This window comes from Sphingobium sp. JS3065, from assembly GCF_026427355.1.
GTDB lineage: Bacteria > Pseudomonadota > Alphaproteobacteria > Sphingomonadales > Sphingomonadaceae > Sphingobium.
The window spans coordinates 100,218-118,902 of record NZ_CP102665.1 but is presented as its reverse complement, the minus strand read 5'-3'; the positions used below and the strand labels follow the sequence as shown (position 1 = coordinate 118,902).

The window sequence follows — 18,685 nt, the reverse complement described above, 5'->3', positions numbered from 1 at the left end:
CACTTCTCACGTCGGCCCGCGCTATTGCGCTACAAACCCGCCGTCGACGGCAATGATCGAGCCGCTCATGAAATCGGACGCCGATGAGGCCAGATAGAGTATCGTGCCCTGCAGTTCGCTGGGTTCGGCGATGCGTCCAGCCGGGGTGTGGCTTTCCATCAGGCGAACGAAATCCGGATCGTTCGTGCCCAATCCCGTCCGGTGAAAGCCCGGACAGATGGCGTTGATCTGAATATTATGCGGCGCATATTCAAGCGCCATTTCGCGGGTCAGATTGACGACGGCCCCTTTGGTGGTGGCATAACCGCCAGCATTCAGGAAGCCGCCGCCCACCAGTCCCCATATGGACGAGATGTTGATGATCTTGCCCTTGCGCCGGAGATGCATTCCCTTCAGCACTTCACGGGAACAGTAGAATACGCTGTTCAGATTGATATTCAGCATCCGCTGCCAATCCTCTGTCGGATACTCGTGGATCATCCCCCGGAATGCCTCGCCGATACCGGCATTATTCACCAGGATATCGACCGGACCGATATTCCTTTCGATCTCCGCAAATATGGCAGCGACTTTCCCTTCATCCGCGACATCTGCGGTGAAGGAATGGACTTGGCGACCGAGCGAGCGGACATGCGCGGCCGTTTCTTCCAATCCAGTTGGATTGATATCGATAATGACGATATCCGCCCCGGCCTCCGCCAGAGCGTAGGAAAAGATTCGGCCCAGCCCGCTGCCAGCGCCTGTCACAACCGCGACCTGATGCGACAGTCCGAAAATGTCGTTGAACAACGGCATTTTGTCCTAACAGCTGATCAGGTCGGACGAAGACTCGCCGTGTTCGTTCTCACTGCTGGTCAGGAAGTCGTCGAAGTTCGCTTTTCGCGTCCAGTTCCAATAATCCGACACCTCGAAGGGAAGGTTCGATACGACGTTCCCGCTGGCGCTCTTGTACCAGCTTGTCACATACGGGCTGGCGATTGCCAACCCAGCGGCCTCTCTGCGATACCGCTCGACATATTCTGCATAGACTTCAGGCCGGCACTCGATCGAATCCCAATCATTCTCGATCATGCCTTGAATCGCGTCCATGATGTAGCGGCTGTTGCATTCGGCCAGGAAGATGACGTTGAATACGGCGGTGCCCGGTCCAAAGACCATGAACATATTAGGAAAACCGGGTACGGTTATGCCGAGATAGGCGCGCGCATCCTCACCCCAGAAGTCGCTCAGCACAACACCGCCCCTGCCCACGATCCGCATCGGATACATGAAGCGCGTCGCCTGGAATCCCGTCGCGTAAATGATGATGTCGACATCGAGGTGACGCCCGTCGGCCATGATGATGCCGGTTTCGTCAAGCGCCGCGATGTTCCCGGTCACCAACTCCGTATGATCGCTCTTCAGGCTACGCAGATAGCTGCCGTTATTGGGCATGATGCGCGTGGCGAATGGCGGATATCTGGGCGTGAGCTTTTCGAGCAGATCAGGATGATCGCCAAGCTCGCCTTTCAGATAATCCGTCAGCCGCTCGCGCGCCTGGTCGTTGATCGCGCTGACCGATCGCTCCTGATGCGGCCAGGAGGGATCGATCGCGGCGGCGACCTTCAGACCGTAGAGCGAGCGGGACGAATAGCGCGCGCGATACCAATGCGAGTAGAAAGGTACATGCCCGAGCAGCCACTTCATACCCGGTGCGATTTCCGCCAAATGATTGGGCGATGGCAGCAGCCAATGGGCAGTCCGCTGCACAACGAAAAGCTGATCCGCCTTTTCCGCGATTTCCGGAATGGCCTGGATCGCGCTTGCGGCCGTACCGACGACCGCAACCCGCTTGCCTTCATAAGAGATGGAACGGTCATAGGCGCCGGTATGGCAAGTGATGCCCCTGAAACGCTCGGCACCAGGCACGTCGGGGATTTTGGGCCGGCTGAGTTGGCCGACGGCGGGAATGAACGCCTTGGTGACGATCGTATCGACCGATCCATCCTCGCGGCGCACGCTGACATGCCAGGCCGACTCCTCCTCCGACCAGACGGCTTGCGTGACTTCGCTGTTGAACTGGACTTTGTCGACGATGTCGTATTTCCGCGCGATGCCCTGGAAATATTCCAAAATGCGGTCGCGTTCGGAAAAATGGTGCGGCCAGTCGGACCGCCTCTCGAAGGAATAGCTGTAGAAATAATTGGGGACATCGCATCTGCAGCCAGGATAGCTGTTCAGCAGCCAGGTGCCACCGACATCGCTGTTCTTTTCGATGATGACATAGGGAATGCCCGCTTCCTGCAGGCGGATGGCCATCAGCATCCCCGACATGCCTGCTCCGACGATAAGGACGTGGAAATCCCCCGCCTTCTCCTTCAGTTCGGCAGACCATTCGCGCGGCGCGATCGTGCTGTCGTCGATCCGGGCATCGGCCAGCAGCATCGGCAGATAGGAATCGGGCGCCGCGTCGCCGGCCACCAGACGCATCATTTTCAGGAGAGTGGCGCCATCGAGCGGCGGCAGGGCCGGCGACCCGCGATCGCGATAGTCCTTCAACAATTCGAGCGCCTCTGCGCGCACGGCTTCTCGCTGCTCCTCTGTCAAACCATCATTATCGACTGGCCCGAAAGGTGCGGAGGCGGGACGAATCCCTTTGTCCCAAACTCGCAAATCCCCGACCAAGTGCGACATGGACGCCATGAGCGCGGGGATCGACGCCTCGCGCAATGCGTCGGCGATGAACGCGTCGCTTTCAGTGATGGGATGAAGCTCTGCGCCATTTGACATTAATTCACCTCTTTTGAGCCGTGGGAGGACGAAAGTTGGCGCGGTTTAGCCGCCAAACCGGCCAACCGGATTTCCGCGCCCGCAACTATGCGGGAACATGTTCTATATATAGAACTAATTTTCGGCAAGTGGCTTATCAAGAGATGGGCCATATCCGTCTTTTCTGAAATTTCCTGCACATTATCATAATCTTGTGGTCACATTACACGACAAAATGCCGTCGATAGCGTACTCATATAGGAACATTGCGGCGGTCATCATTCCGCTGATGAGAGAATTTTGGAAGCCGCCGCCAGCAACTGCTCGGCCAAAGGCGACTCCATCATTTCGCAATTCTCGTTGACCTGCGATGCCGACGATGCACCCACGATGGGCAAGATCACCCCTGGCCGGGTTGCCAGCCATTGCAGCGCCAGATGCGGCAATGAGACGTCATGCGCGGAGCACAGCATCTTCAATCGGTCCAGCCGCGCCCAGTTGCGCGCGGTGAAGAATCGCTCTTCGAAGCGATTGACGGTCTTGCTCCGCAAACGGCCCGCAACCGGCCGCTCGGCATTATATTTGCCCGTAAGCAGGCCGCCTGCCAGCGGAAAATATGGCGCGAAGGCGATGCTCTTCTCCCGCTCGATCATCGGAAGCATCTCCTCCTCCACGGCACGGTTCAGCAGATTATATTCCGCCTGCACCAGCATGGGGCCGGCAATGGCCATCGAAGCGGCAGTCGCCAGGAGCGCGCGCAATTGGGATGGCGCGTGGTTCGACACGCCGTAGCCGCCCACTTTTCCCGCCCGCATCGCCCGATCGATCACGCCCAGCGTCTCCGTCAAGGGCGTGGCTTCATCGGGAAAATGGATCAGCCAGATATCGATCCGTTCCCGGCGCAGACGTCGCAGGCTCTGGTCCAGCGCGATACCCGCCAAATGGGCTGAAGCGGCGCCGGTTTCCGCATTTGCCGACGAGGGATGGCCGAATTTCGTGATGATCCTGCTCGACAGCGGGTGGGGCGGCAGCCAGCGCCCAAGCTCTTCCTCGGAACGGCCACCCGCATAGCTGGCGGCCGTGTCGAACAGCGTCACACCCCGGTCGAGCGCCGTAAACAGGATCTCCCGCGCCTGTGCGCTATCGATATGGCCCAGCGTGTTGCAGCCGAGCGCCATCTGGCAAGCGGTGATATTCAAGGCGCTGTGGTGAGTGATTTCAATCTCCGAAGCGGCTTGCACCGCCCTAATGTGATCAGGTTTATAGGCCCGCACGGACATATCGACCGCGACTGCCAGCATGTTTTGCGCTTGCGCAGCCGACGTTCGCGGACTATTCTGTACACATATGGGATTATATTCCAATGTAAGAACGTTTTCAATGCTGCGACAAGTGGACGGATTGCAAGCTTTCCGTAGGCGCCGCCAACCCGCGAGAGGCCCGACCGCTCGCGCAAAATATACGAAGCCAGCAAAATCTGGCCGATGGAGATGGCTTGTGATCGACCGAACAGATGAGATGAATGCGGCGCCAAAGATCAATCGGGCAGGTGAGTTGGCTGGCCATGCCGCCGGGACGATCTGATGCACGGCCTATGAATCTCCAGGACGTATCTTTCCTCCAAAATCAACATGGCGGGGCGTTGCCCTGCTTTACAGAAACAGGGACTTGAACCGATGACCTCCTACACCGTGCCAGCGGTCACGCGCCACTATCATAGCCGCTTCATCGAGATCGATGGCATTCGCACCCATTATCTGGAGGCCGGTGACGGTCCGCCACTAGTGATGCTTCACAGCGGAGAATTTGGCGGCAATGCCGAACTATGCTGGGAATATCTGATCCCCCTTCTCGCGCCGCACTTCCGGATCATCGCGCCAGACTGGCTCGGGTTCGGCGAAACGGCGAAGGTCCATGACTTTGAAAGCAAGCGCGCGCGCATGTTCTGGCATATCGCTCGCTTCGTCGAGGTGATGGCGCTCGACAAGGCGCATTTCGTCGGGAATTCGATGGGCGGCACATTCCTGCTGCAAATGGCAAGCGAGCAGCCATGCCGCCTTCCCATTGACCGCATGGTTTCCATCAGCGGCGGCGGCTTCGTGCCCGCCAATGCGTATCGGCAGCGTCTGCTCGACTATGACGGCAGCGAAGCGTCGATGGCGGAGGTGCTGGAGGCCATTTTCGAAAATCCGGTCTGGTATCGCGATCCGGCCTATATCAAGCGCCGTCACGCGATCAGCATCGCGCCAGGCGCATGGGAAAGCATCGCCGCAGCCCGTTTCCGGTCGCCCGCCGCGCCTCCGCGTAGCGAATTCGGCAATGTGGACACGACTCCCTACGGCAACATCACCGCGCCGACGCTCATTATCGCTGGCGCGCGCGACAAGCTGCGCCTGCCCGGCTACGCCGATGAACTTGTCAGACAGATCCCCGACGCCCAACTCGCCCTGTTCGAAGATGGAGGCCATTGTCCGAACATCGAGCAGCCGGAAGAGACGGCGGCGCTGATGCTGCGGTTTCTTTTAGACCAACCATCCAATCATCGGGGATCAAGCCTATGACCATTCTCGTTCTTGGCGGCACCGGAAATGTCGGCAGTCATCTGGTCAGGAACCTGCTCGATCAGGGCCAGTCGGTCCGGGTGCTGGTGCACAACGCGGATCGCGCCAGCCTTGTACCCGCTGAGGCGCAAGCAGTGGTCGTCAATGTCGTCGGCGATCCCGATGGCGCTCGCCCCGCATTCCACGGCATTGAAGCGGTGTTCATGCTGAATGCCGCGACCACATATGAAACTGTCGAAGGCCTGATGGTGGTCGCGATGGCGAAAGCAGCCGGCGTACAGCGTTTCGTCTATCAATCGACCCACAGCATCGGACATCTGCACCACCTCCCCCATCTCGGCTCCAAGCTGGCGATCGAGGCGGCGGTCAAAGCGTCGGGAATGATCCACACGATCATCAGCCCCAATCACTTCTTCCAGAATGACGAATATTCGCGCTATGCGCTGATGAACCACGGCGTCTACCTGAACCCCATCGGCACTGTGGGCTGCTGGCGTGTCGACGTGCGGGACATCGCCGACGCGGCAGCGAAGATCGTCACCTCGGACCGCCATGGCGGAAAGAATTACGCTCTTATCGGCCCCGAAAATCTGACTGGTCCGCAATGCGCGGAAACCTGGGAACGAGCCTTGGGCCGCCCCATAAAATATGAAGGCGACACCAGCCAGTGGCAGGCGGTCGTAAAGCCCTACCTTGAACCGTGGGTCGTCGATGACCTGGGAGCCATGTGGGACGAAATCAAGGTACACGGGATGCTTGGCAATGCTGAGGAACTGGAAATCCTCACCCAATTGCTTGGCCGCCCGCCCCGCAGCCATGTCGATTATGTCGCGGAATGCGCCGCGCAATGGCAGGAAGCGGTCAGCGCCTGATATTTCCCCAAGGCACATCGCTGCAATGAGCGAGGCAAATATGAACGATAACAAAGCGCTCGTCGCCGCCTTCCTGGCCGCTGTTTCCGCCAAGGGCATGCTGGAAGCAGTCCGCGAATATGGCAGCGACGATTTTTGCTGGTGGATTTGCGGCATGGGCGACGTGACGCCGCAGCTCCCGCATTTGAGCGCCGCCTTTCAAAAGATCTTCGACGAGCGCGGGATGGTCATCACGCCTCTGCGCATGATCGGCGAAGGCGATTATGTCGCGGTTGAGTCCCTGACCGACTCCAGGCTGCATAATGGCGACGAGTATAAGAACACCATCTCCCACTGGATAACCCTGTCGGACTCGAAGATCGTGCGCGTGGCAGAGTATTTCGACAGCGCCTATGGGCAGAAGGTCATTGGTCCCGCTCTGGGGGAAGCGCTCGCGGAGCTGCATTGAACCTGCACAGACAAGGAAAGAGGAAGAACGAACATGGCGGACCGGCTGGCAGGGAAAATTGCGGTCATAACCGGAGCGGCGACAGGATTGGGTCAAGGAGCCGCCTTGCTCTTCGCCAGGGAGGGGGCGACCGTCGTGGCGGTCGACCTGGACCAAGCGGGCTTGGCGGAGACGGTTAAGCGCGCAAAGACCGATGGCACGACTATAGAGGCTGTCAGCTTCGACCTGACCGGCGAAGCCGGCGCAAAGGCGCTGATGGACCATGTCATAGCCCGGCACGGTCGGATCGACAGCCTCGTCACGGCGGCCGGCTTCGTCGAATTCGCTCCGGTCGGCGACATGACGCTCGCCCAATGGCAAAGGACGATGAAGGGTGAACTGGACATCGTCTTCCTGCCGGTGACGGCAGCATGGCCGCACATGGTCGCCCAGGGCGGGGGTTCCATCGTCAATTTCGCTTCGCTGGCCGCCTGGAACGCCACGCCCTCCCTGGGGGCCGCTGCACATGCCGCAGGCAAAGGCGGCATCCTTGCCTTCACCCGGCAACTCGCCTTTGAAGGCGCGCCGCACGGCATCCGCGCCAACACCGTCTCCCCAGGCGCCATTCAAACTGTATCGGGGCAGATGGCGTTCGATCACGTCCCCGGCTTCAAGGATGCAGCCCTGAACAAATCCATGATCCGCAGACATGGAACGGCGGAGGATGTCGCCTGGGCGCTCGTCTATCTTTGCTCGGACGAGGCAAGTTGGGTCACCGGCACCGACCTGACCGTGGACGGCGGCGCCAGCGCCTGGTGACGACCGGACAGCATCAGGATGCGCCAGGCATGTGCATCCGATAGTCGCGGGGCGTCATGCCTGTCACGCGCTTGAATGCATGGCTGAAGCTCGACAGATCCCCATAGCCGACCTGCACCGATATCTCCGACACCGGAAGCGCCGTCGTGCGCAAAAGCTGCCGCGCGCGATCGATCCGCGCCTCATTGGCGAGGTCGCGAAATTGCAGATGGCGCTCTTGCAACGCCCGTTGCAGGGCGCGGGGCGACTTGCCCAGACGTTTTGCGACCTCGGGAAGAGCAAGCATATCGGGGAAGGACGCGACAAGAACGCGCAGGACATGCTCTCCGATATCCCCCTCCAGTTCCAGTTGTGCAATGCCTTCGCGGGCTCTGGCCAGATAGGAGCGGTAAAGAAGTTCGTTGGCGTGGGGTAAGGGCCGGTCCAACAATTCGGGAGCCCAGAGCCAGCGCGTCGTAGGCGCTTCGAACGTAAGCGGTGCGCGTATGAATGAGAATAAGCCCGCATAGGCTTGCGGAAGTTCAAGTTCCACGGCGGTCAAGGGGAACGTCCCGCCCCAGATGTGATCGAGCGCCCGGGTCGCAAGGGTGACGTCGCGGCAAACGGTAAAATGCTTCAGATCATCCGGCACCTCATCCAGGAACATTTCCAGCCCTGCCTGCCCTGACTCTGCCGGCACCGAAGCAAAGGTGGAGAAGGTGAACTCCAATTCGCCCAGGTGAACGATGTCGAGCATATTCTTCAGACACGGGGCGCTGAGCATCGCCAGCCCGATATTGTCCAATGTCAGGAGGTTGTACCGCGATCCTGCGGCGATCCACAATTCCGGCCGGTCTGCCGTCATGGCGGCGAACGCGCGTTGGAATCCCAACTCCTCGCTGCCCGAAACAGTCGCGCCCAGTGTTTCGGCAACTTCGGGCGAAAGACCAGCCGCTCGAAATGCGGCTTCGCTATTCAGGCCGGTACCACGAAGAATATCCCCCATGATCCTGACGCTGACGTTGGACAGGCTGATCTTGCGATATGTCTCACGCCGCATAAAAACCTCGCTTGGCGTAAAATAACAAATATCTGGCGGTTGTGCCTATAGGTCAATCGGTTCTTCCGATGCAAAATGTTCGCCGCCGCACAAGCGGCGGCCATGACGATGCTGGTGGCATCGGGATAAATCATAAAGAGGACGTGCGATGCGCGATGCGAGTCTTGAAGCAACCGACTTCAACTGGTTCAATCCGTTCGATACGTCCTATATTCACGATCCTTATCCCGCGGTCGCGCGAATCCATGCGACGGCGCCTGTGTTCTTCTACGAACCCTTGGCGCTTTGGATCGTCAGCAAATATGATGACGTCAAGACGGTGCTGAAAGACGCCGATACATTTTCCAGCAAGGTTTTCGGCTTCCTGCCACCGCCGGCCGATCTTGCGCCGCAAGTCCGGGATTTCACCGATCACGAGCTGCTGCTGGGTATGGACAAGCCCGAGCATACCGCTTTGCGGCAGCCTCTCGCCAGCCTATTCACGCACAAGCTGGTGGCGGATCTGGAACCCGCGGTCAGGGAGCGGGCGAAACGGCTGATCGATGGCTTCATCGCCGATGGTCGGTGCGAACTGATGAGCCAATATAGCTACCCGCTCGCGCTTTCGACCATCGTCGACGTGTTTGGCGTGCCTGCCGATCATGCCGATCTGTTCCGCGGGTGGAGCGATGATTTCATGACGATGCTGTCGGTCCGCCGCTCTCCGGAGGAAGAACCGGCGGCGGCGCATCCCATGCCGCCCGAAGAGTTGCGCGAACATTGGACGAACCTGCTGGAGGCGAAGGCCTATTTCAAGGAATATGTCGCCAGACTGCGGCGCGCGCCGGCCAATGACGTGTTCTCTGCCCTCCTGGCATTGAAAGACACGAACGGAAACCATCGGGTTTCCGATGCCAGTGCGGTCGTCAACATTCCCAATCTGATCGCGGCGGGACATGATACGACCGCCAACCTCATCAGCCAGACAGTCATTCTGCTGAATGACAATCCCGAACAGCGGCGCGCGCTTCAGGATGACCTGGCATTGGTGCCCCAGGCAATTGAGGAAGCGCTGCGCATGAGGGGTTCCGCCCTGGGCAATCTTCGCCGCGCGAAACGCGATGTCGTCATCCGGGGCGTGGAGATTCCAGCCGGAGCGATCGTCTACGCGATGTTGAACGGAGCCGGGATGGATGCTGACCAGTTCGACAAGCCTGGCACGTTCGATCTGGCTCGCCCAAATGCCGGTCAGCATCTGGCCTTCGGTTTTGGTCGCCACAATTGCATCGGCAGCCAATTGGCAAGGATGCAGGCTCGCGTGGCGCTTACCGAACTGCTCGTCCGCCTGCCCGATTTCCGTCTTACGCCGTCCGAGCCGATCACATATGCGCCCGGCCTTCCGCTGCGCTTCACGACATCGGTGCCGCTGGAATGGTGAAGCGCGGCAGCGATGACGGCAGCGGGCCCGTTTGTTCGCCTCCTCGCGGATCAGCATTGGTCAGCACGTGCCGGGCGCTTACGGCGGCATTGTCCCCAACCAGAATGACCGGCGCCGGATGCAAAATGAGCCTCGCCCATATGTTCCGCGACACGCGCGATCATCGGCATGCCTTTTATCGTGGACGCCTTGGTGCAGCGGCTATCTATTCGTAGCGGAGTCCCTTGGCCGCCAGCGTCTCCCGCATCCGATAGATGTCGAGCCCCAGTTCACCGGTAGCGAGCCGGGCGCGCTTGGCTTCCTCATTCTTTTCGCGGGCCTGGGCGGCGACAAGCACCGAGGCGGCGTCTACGCGCTTGACGACGCACACGCCATCGTCATCCGCGACGATGACATCGCCGGGATCGACCGACGCACCGGCACAGATGATGGGAATATTGACCGACCCCAAAGTGGCCTTCACCGTGCCTTGCGCGCAGATCGTCTTGGACCAGACCGGAAATCCCATCGCCGTGAGGTCGCGAACATCCCTGACGCCGGCGTTGATCACCAGGCCGCGACATCCTCTGGCCAGCGCAGATGTCGCCAGCAGGTCGCCAAAATATCCATCATCGCACGGGCTGGTGGGTTGAAGAACCAATATGTCGCCTGGCTGCAACTGCTCGATCGCGACATGGAGCATCCAATTGTCGCCCGGAGGGGCCGAAATGGTGACGGCCGATCCAGCGATACGCGCGCCTGCGTAAATGGGCCTGATGGCACTCGCCAGCAGGCCGGATCGGCCCTGAGCTTCATGAACCGTGGAGACCCCTGCGGCGGCAAGCCCGTCGATGACGCCGGCCTCCGCACGCCGAATATCCCGCACTACGCATCCTGACTTCACGACCAGATCCTCCGTACAGCCGCTTCAGCGCGGATCGGTGATGGTCACGCGGATCGTCCCGACGCCCTCAATCTCACCGACGACTTCATCACCGGGGTTGATCGGGCCAACACCGGCGGGCGTGCCGGTGTAGATCAGGTCACCCGCGACAAGGGTATATTGCCTGGAAAGCTGGGACACGATCTCGGCCGAGTTCCAGATCATGTCGGCGATATCGGCCCGCTGGCGAATCTCGTCGTTGACACGAAGAGACAGGGCGCCCTTTTCCGGCAGAACACCTTCCTTCAGCGGAACGATTGTGCCGATGGGTGCCGATGCGTCGAACGACTTTCCTATCTCCCAAGGGCGGCCGGTCTTGCGCGCTTCGATCTGCACGTCGCGACGGGTCAGGTCGATTCCGGCGGCGACGCCGAAAATGTGGTTCGCGGCATCGTCGACTGCGATATCGACACCGCCCTTGCCGATGGCCAGGACCAGTTCGATTTCATACTGGAAGTCCTTGGTGAACGGCGGATAGGCGACGGCCGCGCCATTCTCGACGATCGCGTCGGCAGGCTTCTGGAAGAAGAAGGGGCTTTGCCGTTCGTCGGCGCCCATCTCGCGGATATGTTCGGCATAGTTACGGCCGACGCAGTAGATGCGACGCACAGGGAACCGCTTCTCTTCACCCTCGACGGCGACGCTGACTACCGGCGGAGCGTCAAAAATATACTCGTCATTACGCATTGCCGCGCATCTCCCGAAAGATATCCAGTTTTTCTTGAATGACCCGATCAGAATAGCTGAACAATACTGCATCCTGATCGGCCGAAAGGGTGAAGGGCACCCAACTCGGCACGACGAAATGGTCCCTTGGCTCGAACTCGAAACGCATGTCGCCGATCACCACGCTGCCCTTACCCTCCACAACCGAGAAGACGGTTCCGGCCGTGGATTTGTACGGCGTGGTGGTGAAGCTCTTGGGGACAAGCTGGATGGCCGTCGTGAGCGTCGGCATCGCCGGACCGCCGTTGACGGGATTGATATACAGCATCTTAAAGGCGTGATGACGGTCGGGATCGCGTGAACGGGACATACGGTCGAGCGCATCCCGGCTGATCCGATAAGGATAGTTGAAAAGCGGCGAGGTCAGCGATTCCTGTTTATAATCTTCCGGCAGAAGGTTGCATCCCGCTTCGGCGAAGGATGCGCCCTGCTCCCGCGTGATCGGTTGCTCCTTGCCGTCATACGACTCGCGGAAACTGGCGCTCAGAATGTTGACCACGTGCATGTCGAGCCCGTCGAGCCACACCATCGGATTGGGCGAGGGGTTGCCATGATCATGCCACGTCCATGACGGCGTGATGACGAAATCGCCCGGCTCCATCATCGTCTTCTCTCCGGCGACCGCGGTGTAGGCACCGCTTCCTTCGACGATGAAACGCAGCGCAGATGCGACATGACGGTGAGCAGGAGCGATCTCGCCGGGCAGAATGATCTGAAGGCCCGCAAACAGGCTGGGGGTGATACGCGATTGACCCCGCAACCCCGGATTCTCCAGGATCATGACCCTGCGCTCGGCCTCCTCTGTCGAAATGATGTCGCATGCTTCCATCAGATAGGGCCTGATGGCGGCATAGCTCCAATGCGCAGGAAGGGCGTTCGGCTTGGGCTGGTCGGGCACAAGGCCATGGAGAACGCGCCACAAGGGCGCAAGATTTTGAGCGTTCGCCTTGTCGTAAAACGGCATCCGACCCGCTTCGGCTTTCCGGTTGACGGTCGATACGATCCCGTCGTCATGCGGAAAATTGGTGGAAGTCATTGGACCGCAAATTCCTTCTTAGAAACTTGTTCTCATATGCACACGACATAAGAGCGCTGTCAAGTCGAGGCGTGGGAATTTGTCAAGAAAGATGCGCACTGTGAGAAGTTGCGCGTCTGGGATTGTGACATGCCCTTTTCGTCATATACAAGGGCCGCAAACTCAGGCGGGACGACGAGACGAATAACATGGCAGCAGAACAAAACACCCAAGTTAAGTCAGCCGATCGGGTGCTCGACCTTTTCGAGCTTCTATCGAGGTCGAGCCGCGGCGTGTCCCACAGCAACATCGCGGATAGACTCGGCATCCCGAAAAGCAGCCTCACCCCCTTGCTCCGCAACATGGTCCTGCGCGGCTATGTCATTCTGGGCGCGGACGGCCGCTCCTATCAGCTTGGTCCCCAGCTCCTGAAGCTGGTCCGAATCGGCCGCATCGCCAGCGATCTGGCAAAGGAAGCGACATCGTTCCTCCAGCAGGCGACCCGTGAGATCGGGGAAACCAGCGCATTCAACCAGCTCCACGACGATCAGCAGGAGGTTGTCGCGACCGTCACGGGCCGTCATCGCCTTACCACCCATATGAAGGTCGGCGAGGTGGCGCCCCTTTATGCCACGTCGGGCGGCAAGGCCATGCTGGCGCTGATGCCGGAGGATTACAGGAACGATTATTATAAGCGAGTGCAACTGGAAGCCTCAACGGAATCGACGATCGTTCGGCGGGCGGCTCTGGAAAAGCAGCTTGAGGAAGTAAGAAAAACCGGTGTTGCCTATTCGTTCGAGGAATGGACTTCGGGGATCGTCGGGGTGGGCGTCGCTGTAGCGGGTCCAGACGATTTCCCGATAGGATCAATAAACTTCGCAATCCCCGCCGCCCGCTACAATGAGGAGCTTGGAAAGAACGCCGCGCGCGCGCTCAAGCGGTGCGCTGCGGATATGGGCCGGCTGTTTGACGATTTCGGCGGAGGTTTTGCCAAGCGAAGCGATTGATCCCGCTCACCAGGAGAACTGTCGCCTTGGCGGTGGTGTACGCACCCGGACAGAACAAGCCGCGCCCTCGCCATTTCTGACGATTCATCAGCATATGTGCTCAGCTTCTCAAGCGGACATCGACCTCTGCGGTCCCGATATTGGCGATGCTGCAGCTCATGCGGTCTCCGGGTTCGACCGGCCCTACTCCCTCGGGCGTTCCGGTAAATATGAGATCACCCGGGCTTAATGAATAATAGCTGCTCGCGTAGCTGATAAGCTTTTGCACGTTGAAGATCAGATCGCGTAATCGCCCTCTACCAACCTACGAGATTGTCGTTGAAGCGGCCGATCTTCATTTGCCCTTATATCCTGTCAATCGCGGCCTGAGCGCCTTCTTCATCATGAATATGCCAGGTGCTCGTCTATGGGGATTTGACGATGCTCTCTCCACAAACCCAGCTTCTCTTGAACGACGCGATCAGAAGCGCCGAACAGGACCGCCTCTTCGGACGCTTCGTGGCTTGCCATGGACCAACTGGGCACAACGAAGATGTCGCCCTTGGTCCAGTCTATCGATTGCCCGCCAACGATCGATCGTCCGGCGCCTTCCGCGACGACGAACACCGTTCCATCTGTCGAACGGTAATTTTGTGTTTTAAAGCCCTTCGGGAGAAGTTGCATCCACGTGGCGATGGTGGCGATCGCCCAGTCCCCATTGACCGGATTGGCATAGCGAAGACGAAAGCCGAAATGGGGGTCGTCGGCCGTGTCCCTGGTTAGGCCATGAAGCGCCTCGCGCGCCTTGGCGTAGGGATAGTTGAATAGAGGCGACGTGGCCCGATTGCGATCGCAGCCGACCGGCAGCATGTTCATGCCGAACGTGGAGTTGGAAGCACCAGTCGTCCGCTCAGCCGGGGCGGCGTGTTCTGATTGGTCCTGGCGGAAACCGGCGTCGAGCAGATTGACGATGTGCACGTCGAGTCCGTCCATCCACACGACCGGCCCCGACCCTTCATTCCCATGTTCGTGCCAGGTCCAGGAAGGGGTGACGACAAAGTCGCCCGGTTCCATGTACGTCCGCTCGCCATCGACGGAGGTCCACCCACCTGTTCCCTCCATCACGAACCGGAGGGCTGCCGCCGTGTGCCGGTGCCGGCGTGCATATTCGCCCGGTTGGATGATCTGCAACCCGGCATAGAGGCTGCGCGTGATCTTGGCCTCCCCCGGCATGCCCGCATTTTCGAGCATGAGCACCCGCCGCTCGGCTTCCTCCGTGCCGATCAGGGACGATGCCTCGATAAGAAACGGCCGGACCTCGTCATACCGCCAGATGGACGCCCGGGCGGGAGATTCCGGTTGTGCCGGCACCAATCGCGCAAGCGCGAGCCAGAGGGGAGACAGACCGTGGGGATCGGCCCGCTCATAGAATGCGGCCAGCTTCTGCTGCCGGTCCGTCGCCGATGGGGCAGACTCTTGCATGGCCTAGCTGGTCCGCGCCTGTTCTAGCTCGCGTGACGGCGCGGCGGCGCCGGCTCGGTCGTCTTTTCCCTTGCGATCATGCGGCACCATCCCGTTCAGATCAGCCTTGATGTAAAGCGCGGTGAACTTCGAGTAGAAACGCGCCGCCGGGAAGCCGCCGCCGAGTACATAAAAATTCTCTTGTGCCGTGGGCGCATACATGTTGCGCAGCTCACGGTCTTCGCCAATGCCCCAGATCGGGCCCAGCTTGTCCGCCACGGCATCGCCGAACAGCTTGCGGACCTGCTCCTGAAGCGGCTGATAACCCGTCGCGAACACAACTATCTCTGCGTCAAGGGTGCTGCCGTCGCTCAAGACGACCTGCGCTTCGGTAAGGCGTTCGACACCGACGCCCGGCCTGACCTGGATCCTGCCCTCGACAATCATGTCCGACGCGCCGATGTTCAGATAATAGCCGGCGTGATAGCGCAGCAATTTGAGATAGAAGCCGCTATCGTCTTCGCCATTGTCCAACAGGAAGCCGACTTTGCGCAACCCGTCCAGCAATTCGCTGTCCGCCTCCTGGATTGACCGGCTCAGCGGCTGGTGCAATCGGGCAAGCAGAGGATAGGGCACCGCTGCGCCGATCATGTCGGTATCCACGATCGGCCGCACGCCGTCATTGTCACGGTATAATTGATAGACGCGCTGGCCACTCGGCTCCAGGCTCAGCACCGTGATCGATGACCGCTGGATCATCGTCACATCCGCGCCGCGCGAGCAAAAATTCTGGGCGATGTCGTGCGCGCTCGTGCCGGCGCCGACGACCACGACTTTTTTCCCATCCACATCGATATCGTCGAACGGCTGACTCGAATGAAGCAGGGTGCCGCGAAAGTCATCCAGACCCGGAATATTGGGCATGCGCGGCAAACCGGCCACGCCCATCGCGCTGACGATGTGCCGTGGCTTCATGATGCGGGTGCTGCCGTCGGCCAGTTGCAACCTCACCGTCCACACGCGCTCGACGGGATCGAACTCTGCATCCTGGAAACTGGTGCTGGTCCAGATGTCGAGGTCCATGGCCTTGGCATAGAATTCCAGCCAGTCCGCCACCTTGTCCTTCGGCAGATAGGTCGGCCAGTTTTCAGGAAAAGGAAGATATGGGAAGTGATTCATGCTGATGTCGTTGTGGAGTTTCAGCGTGCGATACCGCTTGCGCCATGTATCGCCCACCGCCGCAGCGCGCTCGACGATCAACGTCTTGACATCGAGTTGACGCAGGCGCGCGCCGAGCATCAGACCGGCCTGACCGGCGCCCACGATGATGACGTCGGGATCGCCCTCCTCACCGGTGCCTATAGCCCCACGGTTCTCCTCCGGATATTCGCGCAGCCGATTGCGACCTGCGGTTTCCGGGAAGGCCTTCAGGTCTCTCATGCTGGTGAACATGGTGAAGGCGCGCGGCGAGTCCGACCCATGCTCGGGGCGGACCAATCTCACATGACCGCGCCCGAACGCTATCTCCGTCTCGAAGGTGAAAAAGAAATCGAGCGTCTGCGCGATGTCGGCCAGCATGCTTACATAGGGCGCACCCTCGACACGCAGATTGTGGGGCGGACTTCGGTGCAAAGTCTCGCCCAGCCAGCTACGTATCTCAGCAGTTCCGTGAACGGTCGTGAATTTCCAGTCGAACGTCAGCAAATCCCGCCAATAGCCGTCGGGCTTCAAAAGGGCCGCAGCGCGATCATAGTCGCCCTCCGCCAGCGCTTGTTCCAGCGTCTGTAACCAGCTTTCAGCACCATGCCGAAGCTCCGACGGCGACAAAGCATCCCAACCTGACAAAGACCTACTCCTGATTTGCGAGCCACGCAGAGGGTTCCTGGTTGAGAGCCGCCGGCCGGATTCGGCCACGAGACCTCACTGAGGCCAAGCATCTGATACGGATCAACATAGCTACCCTTCTCTCTTGGATATTATATGCCGAACATGTTCATACACAAGAACGCTTATTCGGAAAATTTATATTGTCAATTATTTTTCATAAAATTAGACTTGTCGACTCACGCTCCGCTGCGGATCGTTGGATCGCGCATGAAGCGAAGCTCGCTATCTATTGTCGTAAAAGCCAGGCTGATGTCACGGTAGCTACACTGTCGGAAGAAGGCGTCTGAGCATATTCGACGAACTGCGCAAAATGGCGGAGACTACATTTTTTTCACGTACCGCCCCTTATTTAGATGTCGGCTCCGCCAGCCGGAGCGAAGCGTTTGCCGCGATTTCCGGTCGGTTGGAGATTATTATAGCAGTCAATTATATTGACATATGTGCGCGCCAGCTTTTAGCTGCAACGGATAGCGACGGAATTTCAGATCGCAAAAAGTCGAATGAGAGGATTGGCTATGGCATTGATCGGCGACCTTCGGGCGTACCCCCATTTCCCCGGATTCGATCCTCTCACGCCGGGGCAACTGGAAGATCCATTTGCCGAGCTTGCTCAGGCCCGCGCGGAGCAGCCGGTCTTTTATATGGAAAAATACGGCATGTGGGTCGTCACGCGGCACGAAGATGTATGGGCCGCCTATAAGGATCAAGCCAGCTTTTCCAATGCCGTCGCACATCAGCCACGCTGTCCGAGACCCCAATCGATCCTGGATCGGAAAGGTGATTGGGCGCTCCCGGTAGATGGCAATCTCAACACCATCGATCAGCCGACGCACATGCCGCTCAAGCGCGTCTGGAAAACCGCTCTGGACCGTGCGGTCGACGGCATCGGCCCCTGGCTGGACCGCAGGATCGAGGAGCTGGTTTCCGCGTTCGAAGATCGCGGTGAGGCCGATCTTGTAGAGGTTCTCACCTGGCCATTGACCGTGAGCACCGTGGCCCACCTGATCGGCGCCGCCGACGAGGATGCGGAGAAATTCAAGGGGTGGGCCGAAGGGTGGTTCGAGCTGACCGGCTCGTCGGCACTCTCTCCCGAACATGCCGAGGCCTGCTGGCATGGTTTTGTCGATTTCGAGGAATATATCGAACGGCTCATTGCCGACAGGCGCCGGGAGCCGCGAGATGATTTCGCGTCCTTCCTCATCGCCGAGCAGGTCAAGGGCGCCCCGATAAGCGACCGGGAGATCGTGACGAACACCATCGGCGTGGTGGCGGCCGGCAGCGATACTACTGCCAACGCTATCGGTCAGATGATGCACCTCCTGCTCAGCAGCCCTGATCGATTGCAGGATGTTCGCGCCCTTCCGGAACTGCGCGCCAATGTGATCGAAGAGACGCTGCGGTTGCGAGGGCCGGTTCGCTGCGAAATCCGGACAACCGCACGCGATGTCACGCTTTCAGGAGTGACTATTCCCCAAGGCGCGATGGTTTGCCTTCACCTGGGGTCCGCCTCGCGCGATGAATCGCTGTTTGATCGGGCCGATGAATTTGATCCCCGCCGCGAGCGCCTGAGCCGGCACATGGCCTTCGGTGCACTCAGCCGAGTGTGCATCGGCGCGCCGCTGGCCAGGCTAGAGATGCGGAAGACGTTGGACGTGGTGATCGACCGCTTTCCCAGGTTGCGGCTGGCGGACGATCAGGCGCCGCTCAGATACACAGAAAGCCTGGTCGTTCCTTCTCTGCGAAGCCTCAAGGTCAAATGGTGATGTCCGTCACCCTTGAAACGGGGCACATGTCGCTTTCCAGGC

At 59.6% G+C, this 18,685-nt stretch carries 16 protein-coding genes and 1 pseudogene; 7 read left to right on the top strand and 10 right to left on the bottom strand.

What is annotated here, in order from left to right:
• Positions 1-21 precede the first annotated feature (21 nt).
• The 3 genes from NUH86_RS18010 to NUH86_RS18000 form a co-directional block, all read right to left on the bottom strand.
• Positions 22-795 (bottom strand): SDR family NAD(P)-dependent oxidoreductase, encoded by a 774-nt coding sequence (locus tag NUH86_RS18010; protein ID WP_267252695.1) that lies wholly within the window; start codon positions 793-795, stop codon positions 22-24.
• Between the two features lie 6 nt (positions 796-801).
• A complete protein-coding gene (locus NUH86_RS18005) occupies positions 802-2,769 on the bottom strand; it encodes a flavin-containing monooxygenase (protein ID WP_267252694.1) in 1,968 nt (655 codons plus the stop codon).
• A gap of 257 nt (positions 2,770-3,026) precedes the next feature.
• The gene (locus NUH86_RS18000; RefSeq protein WP_267252693.1) at positions 3,027-4,049 is read right to left on the bottom strand and encodes an aldo/keto reductase; all 1,023 of its coding nucleotides are present in this window, start codon (positions 4,047-4,049) and stop codon (positions 3,027-3,029) included.
• 375 nt (positions 4,050-4,424) lie between these two features.
• On the opposite strand from NUH86_RS18000, the gene NUH86_RS17995 reads away from it, so the two are divergent.
• Genes NUH86_RS17995 through NUH86_RS17980 form a run of 4 tightly spaced genes read left to right on the top strand, consistent with a single transcriptional unit; the run spans position 4,425 to position 7,427 of the window.
• Positions 4,425-5,309, top strand: coding sequence for an alpha/beta fold hydrolase (locus NUH86_RS17995; RefSeq protein ID WP_267252692.1), 885 nt, complete (start codon positions 4,425-4,427; stop codon positions 5,307-5,309).
• Positions 5,306-6,181 (top strand): SDR family oxidoreductase, encoded by an 876-nt coding sequence (locus NUH86_RS17990; protein WP_267252691.1) that lies wholly within the window; start codon positions 5,306-5,308, stop codon positions 6,179-6,181. The genes NUH86_RS17995 and NUH86_RS17990 overlap by 4 nt, the downstream gene beginning before the upstream one ends.
• 40 nt (positions 6,182-6,221) lie before the next feature.
• Positions 6,222-6,629 carry a nuclear transport factor 2 family protein gene (locus tag NUH86_RS17985; protein ID WP_267252690.1) on the top strand — a complete coding sequence of 136 codons (408 nt, stop codon included), beginning with the start codon at positions 6,222-6,224 and terminating at the stop codon, positions 6,627-6,629.
• A 33-nt stretch (positions 6,630-6,662) separates the two neighbouring features.
• The gene (locus NUH86_RS17980) at positions 6,663-7,427 is read left to right on the top strand and encodes an SDR family NAD(P)-dependent oxidoreductase (protein ID WP_267252689.1); all 765 of its coding nucleotides are present in this window, start codon (positions 6,663-6,665) and stop codon (positions 7,425-7,427) included.
• Between the two features lie 13 nt (positions 7,428-7,440).
• On the opposite strand, the gene NUH86_RS17975 is transcribed toward NUH86_RS17980, so the two are convergent.
• The gene (locus NUH86_RS17975) at positions 7,441-8,466 is read right to left on the bottom strand and encodes an AraC family transcriptional regulator (protein ID WP_267252688.1); all 1,026 of its coding nucleotides are present in this window, start codon (positions 8,464-8,466) and stop codon (positions 7,441-7,443) included.
• A gap of 148 nt (positions 8,467-8,614) precedes the next feature.
• On the opposite strand from NUH86_RS17975, the gene NUH86_RS17970 reads away from it, so the two are divergent.
• Positions 8,615-9,883, top strand: coding sequence for a cytochrome P450 (locus tag NUH86_RS17970; RefSeq protein ID WP_267252687.1), 1,269 nt, complete (start codon positions 8,615-8,617; stop codon positions 9,881-9,883).
• A gap of 205 nt (positions 9,884-10,088) precedes the next feature.
• Here the strand turns inward: NUH86_RS17970 and NUH86_RS17965 are convergent, their stop codons facing one another.
• The 3 genes from NUH86_RS17965 to gtdA (NUH86_RS17955) are packed head-to-tail and all read right to left on the bottom strand — an operon-like array spanning position 10,089 to position 12,495.
• On the bottom strand, positions 10,089-10,766 hold the full coding sequence (locus tag NUH86_RS17965) for a 4-carboxy-4-hydroxy-2-oxoadipate aldolase/oxaloacetate decarboxylase (RefSeq protein ID WP_323749034.1): 678 nt from the start codon (positions 10,764-10,766) through the stop codon (positions 10,089-10,091).
• A 24-nt stretch (positions 10,767-10,790) separates the two neighbouring features.
• A complete protein-coding gene (locus NUH86_RS17960) occupies positions 10,791-11,492 on the bottom strand; it encodes a fumarylacetoacetate hydrolase family protein (protein ID WP_267252686.1) in 702 nt (233 codons plus the stop codon).
• On the bottom strand, positions 11,485-12,495 hold the full coding sequence (gtdA, locus tag NUH86_RS17955) for a gentisate 1,2-dioxygenase (protein ID WP_267252685.1): 1,011 nt from the start codon (positions 12,493-12,495) through the stop codon (positions 11,485-11,487). The genes NUH86_RS17960 and gtdA (NUH86_RS17955) overlap by 8 nt, the downstream gene beginning before the upstream one ends.
• Before the next feature lie 260 nt (positions 12,496-12,755).
• Here gtdA (NUH86_RS17955) and NUH86_RS17950 point away from each other — a divergent pair, with 260 nt between their 5' ends.
• Positions 12,756-13,553 carry an IclR family transcriptional regulator gene (locus NUH86_RS17950; protein ID WP_267252684.1) on the top strand — a complete coding sequence of 266 codons (798 nt, stop codon included), beginning with the start codon at positions 12,756-12,758 and terminating at the stop codon, positions 13,551-13,553.
• A gap of 100 nt (positions 13,554-13,653) precedes the next feature.
• Here NUH86_RS17950 and NUH86_RS17945 read toward each other — a convergent pair.
• The 3 genes and pseudogenes from NUH86_RS17945 to NUH86_RS17935 form a co-directional block, all read right to left on the bottom strand.
• Positions 13,654-13,839, bottom strand: a pseudogene (locus NUH86_RS17945) (fumarylacetoacetate hydrolase family protein); the annotation flags it as partial.
• Positions 13,840-13,934: 95 nt separating this feature from the next.
• Positions 13,935-15,014, bottom strand: coding sequence for a gentisate 1,2-dioxygenase (gene gtdA, locus NUH86_RS17940; protein WP_267252683.1), 1,080 nt, complete (start codon positions 15,012-15,014; stop codon positions 13,935-13,937).
• A 3-nt stretch (positions 15,015-15,017) separates the two neighbouring features.
• Positions 15,018-16,838, bottom strand: coding sequence for a flavin-containing monooxygenase (locus tag NUH86_RS17935; RefSeq protein ID WP_267252682.1), 1,821 nt, complete (start codon positions 16,836-16,838; stop codon positions 15,018-15,020).
• A 557-nt stretch (positions 16,839-17,395) separates the two neighbouring features.
• Here NUH86_RS17935 and NUH86_RS17930 point away from each other — a divergent pair.
• The gene (locus tag NUH86_RS17930) at positions 17,396-18,643 is read left to right on the top strand and encodes a cytochrome P450 (RefSeq protein WP_267252681.1); all 1,248 of its coding nucleotides are present in this window, start codon (positions 17,396-17,398) and stop codon (positions 18,641-18,643) included.
• The last annotated feature ends 42 nt before the right edge of the window (positions 18,644-18,685 follow it).

Coding starts and splice junctions, on each gene's coding strand:
- NUH86_RS17985 (WP_267252690.1), top strand. CDS start 6,222: ATGAACGATAACAAAGCGCTCGTCGCCGCCTTCCTGGCCGCTGTTTCC.
- gtdA (WP_267252685.1), bottom strand. CDS start 12,495: ATGCCGTTTTACGACAAGGCGAACGCTCAAAATCTTGCGCCCTTGTGG.
- NUH86_RS17990 (WP_267252691.1), top strand. CDS start 5,306: ATGACCATTCTCGTTCTTGGCGGCACCGGAAATGTCGGCAGTCATCTG.
- NUH86_RS17930 (WP_267252681.1), top strand. CDS start 17,396: ATGGCATTGATCGGCGACCTTCGGGCGTACCCCCATTTCCCCGGATTC.
- NUH86_RS17975 (WP_267252688.1), bottom strand. CDS start 8,466: ATGCGGCGTGAGACATATCGCAAGATCAGCCTGTCCAACGTCAGCGTC.
- gtdA (WP_267252683.1), bottom strand. CDS start 15,014: ATGCAAGAGTCTGCCCCATCGGCGACGGACCGGCAGCAGAAGCTGGCC.
- NUH86_RS18000 (WP_267252693.1), bottom strand. CDS start 4,049: ATGCTGGCAGTCGCGGTCGATATGTCCGTGCGGGCCTATAAACCTGAT.
- NUH86_RS17980 (WP_267252689.1), top strand. CDS start 6,663: ATGGCGGACCGGCTGGCAGGGAAAATTGCGGTCATAACCGGAGCGGCG.
- NUH86_RS17995 (WP_267252692.1), top strand. CDS start 4,425: ATGACCTCCTACACCGTGCCAGCGGTCACGCGCCACTATCATAGCCGC.
- NUH86_RS17970 (WP_267252687.1), top strand. CDS start 8,615: ATGCGCGATGCGAGTCTTGAAGCAACCGACTTCAACTGGTTCAATCCG.
- NUH86_RS17950 (WP_267252684.1), top strand. CDS start 12,756: ATGGCAGCAGAACAAAACACCCAAGTTAAGTCAGCCGATCGGGTGCTC.
- NUH86_RS17960 (WP_267252686.1), bottom strand. CDS start 11,492: ATGCGTAATGACGAGTATATTTTTGACGCTCCGCCGGTAGTCAGCGTC.
- NUH86_RS18005 (WP_267252694.1), bottom strand. CDS start 2,769: ATGTCAAATGGCGCAGAGCTTCATCCCATCACTGAAAGCGACGCGTTC.
- NUH86_RS18010 (WP_267252695.1), bottom strand. CDS start 795: ATGCCGTTGTTCAACGACATTTTCGGACTGTCGCATCAGGTCGCGGTT.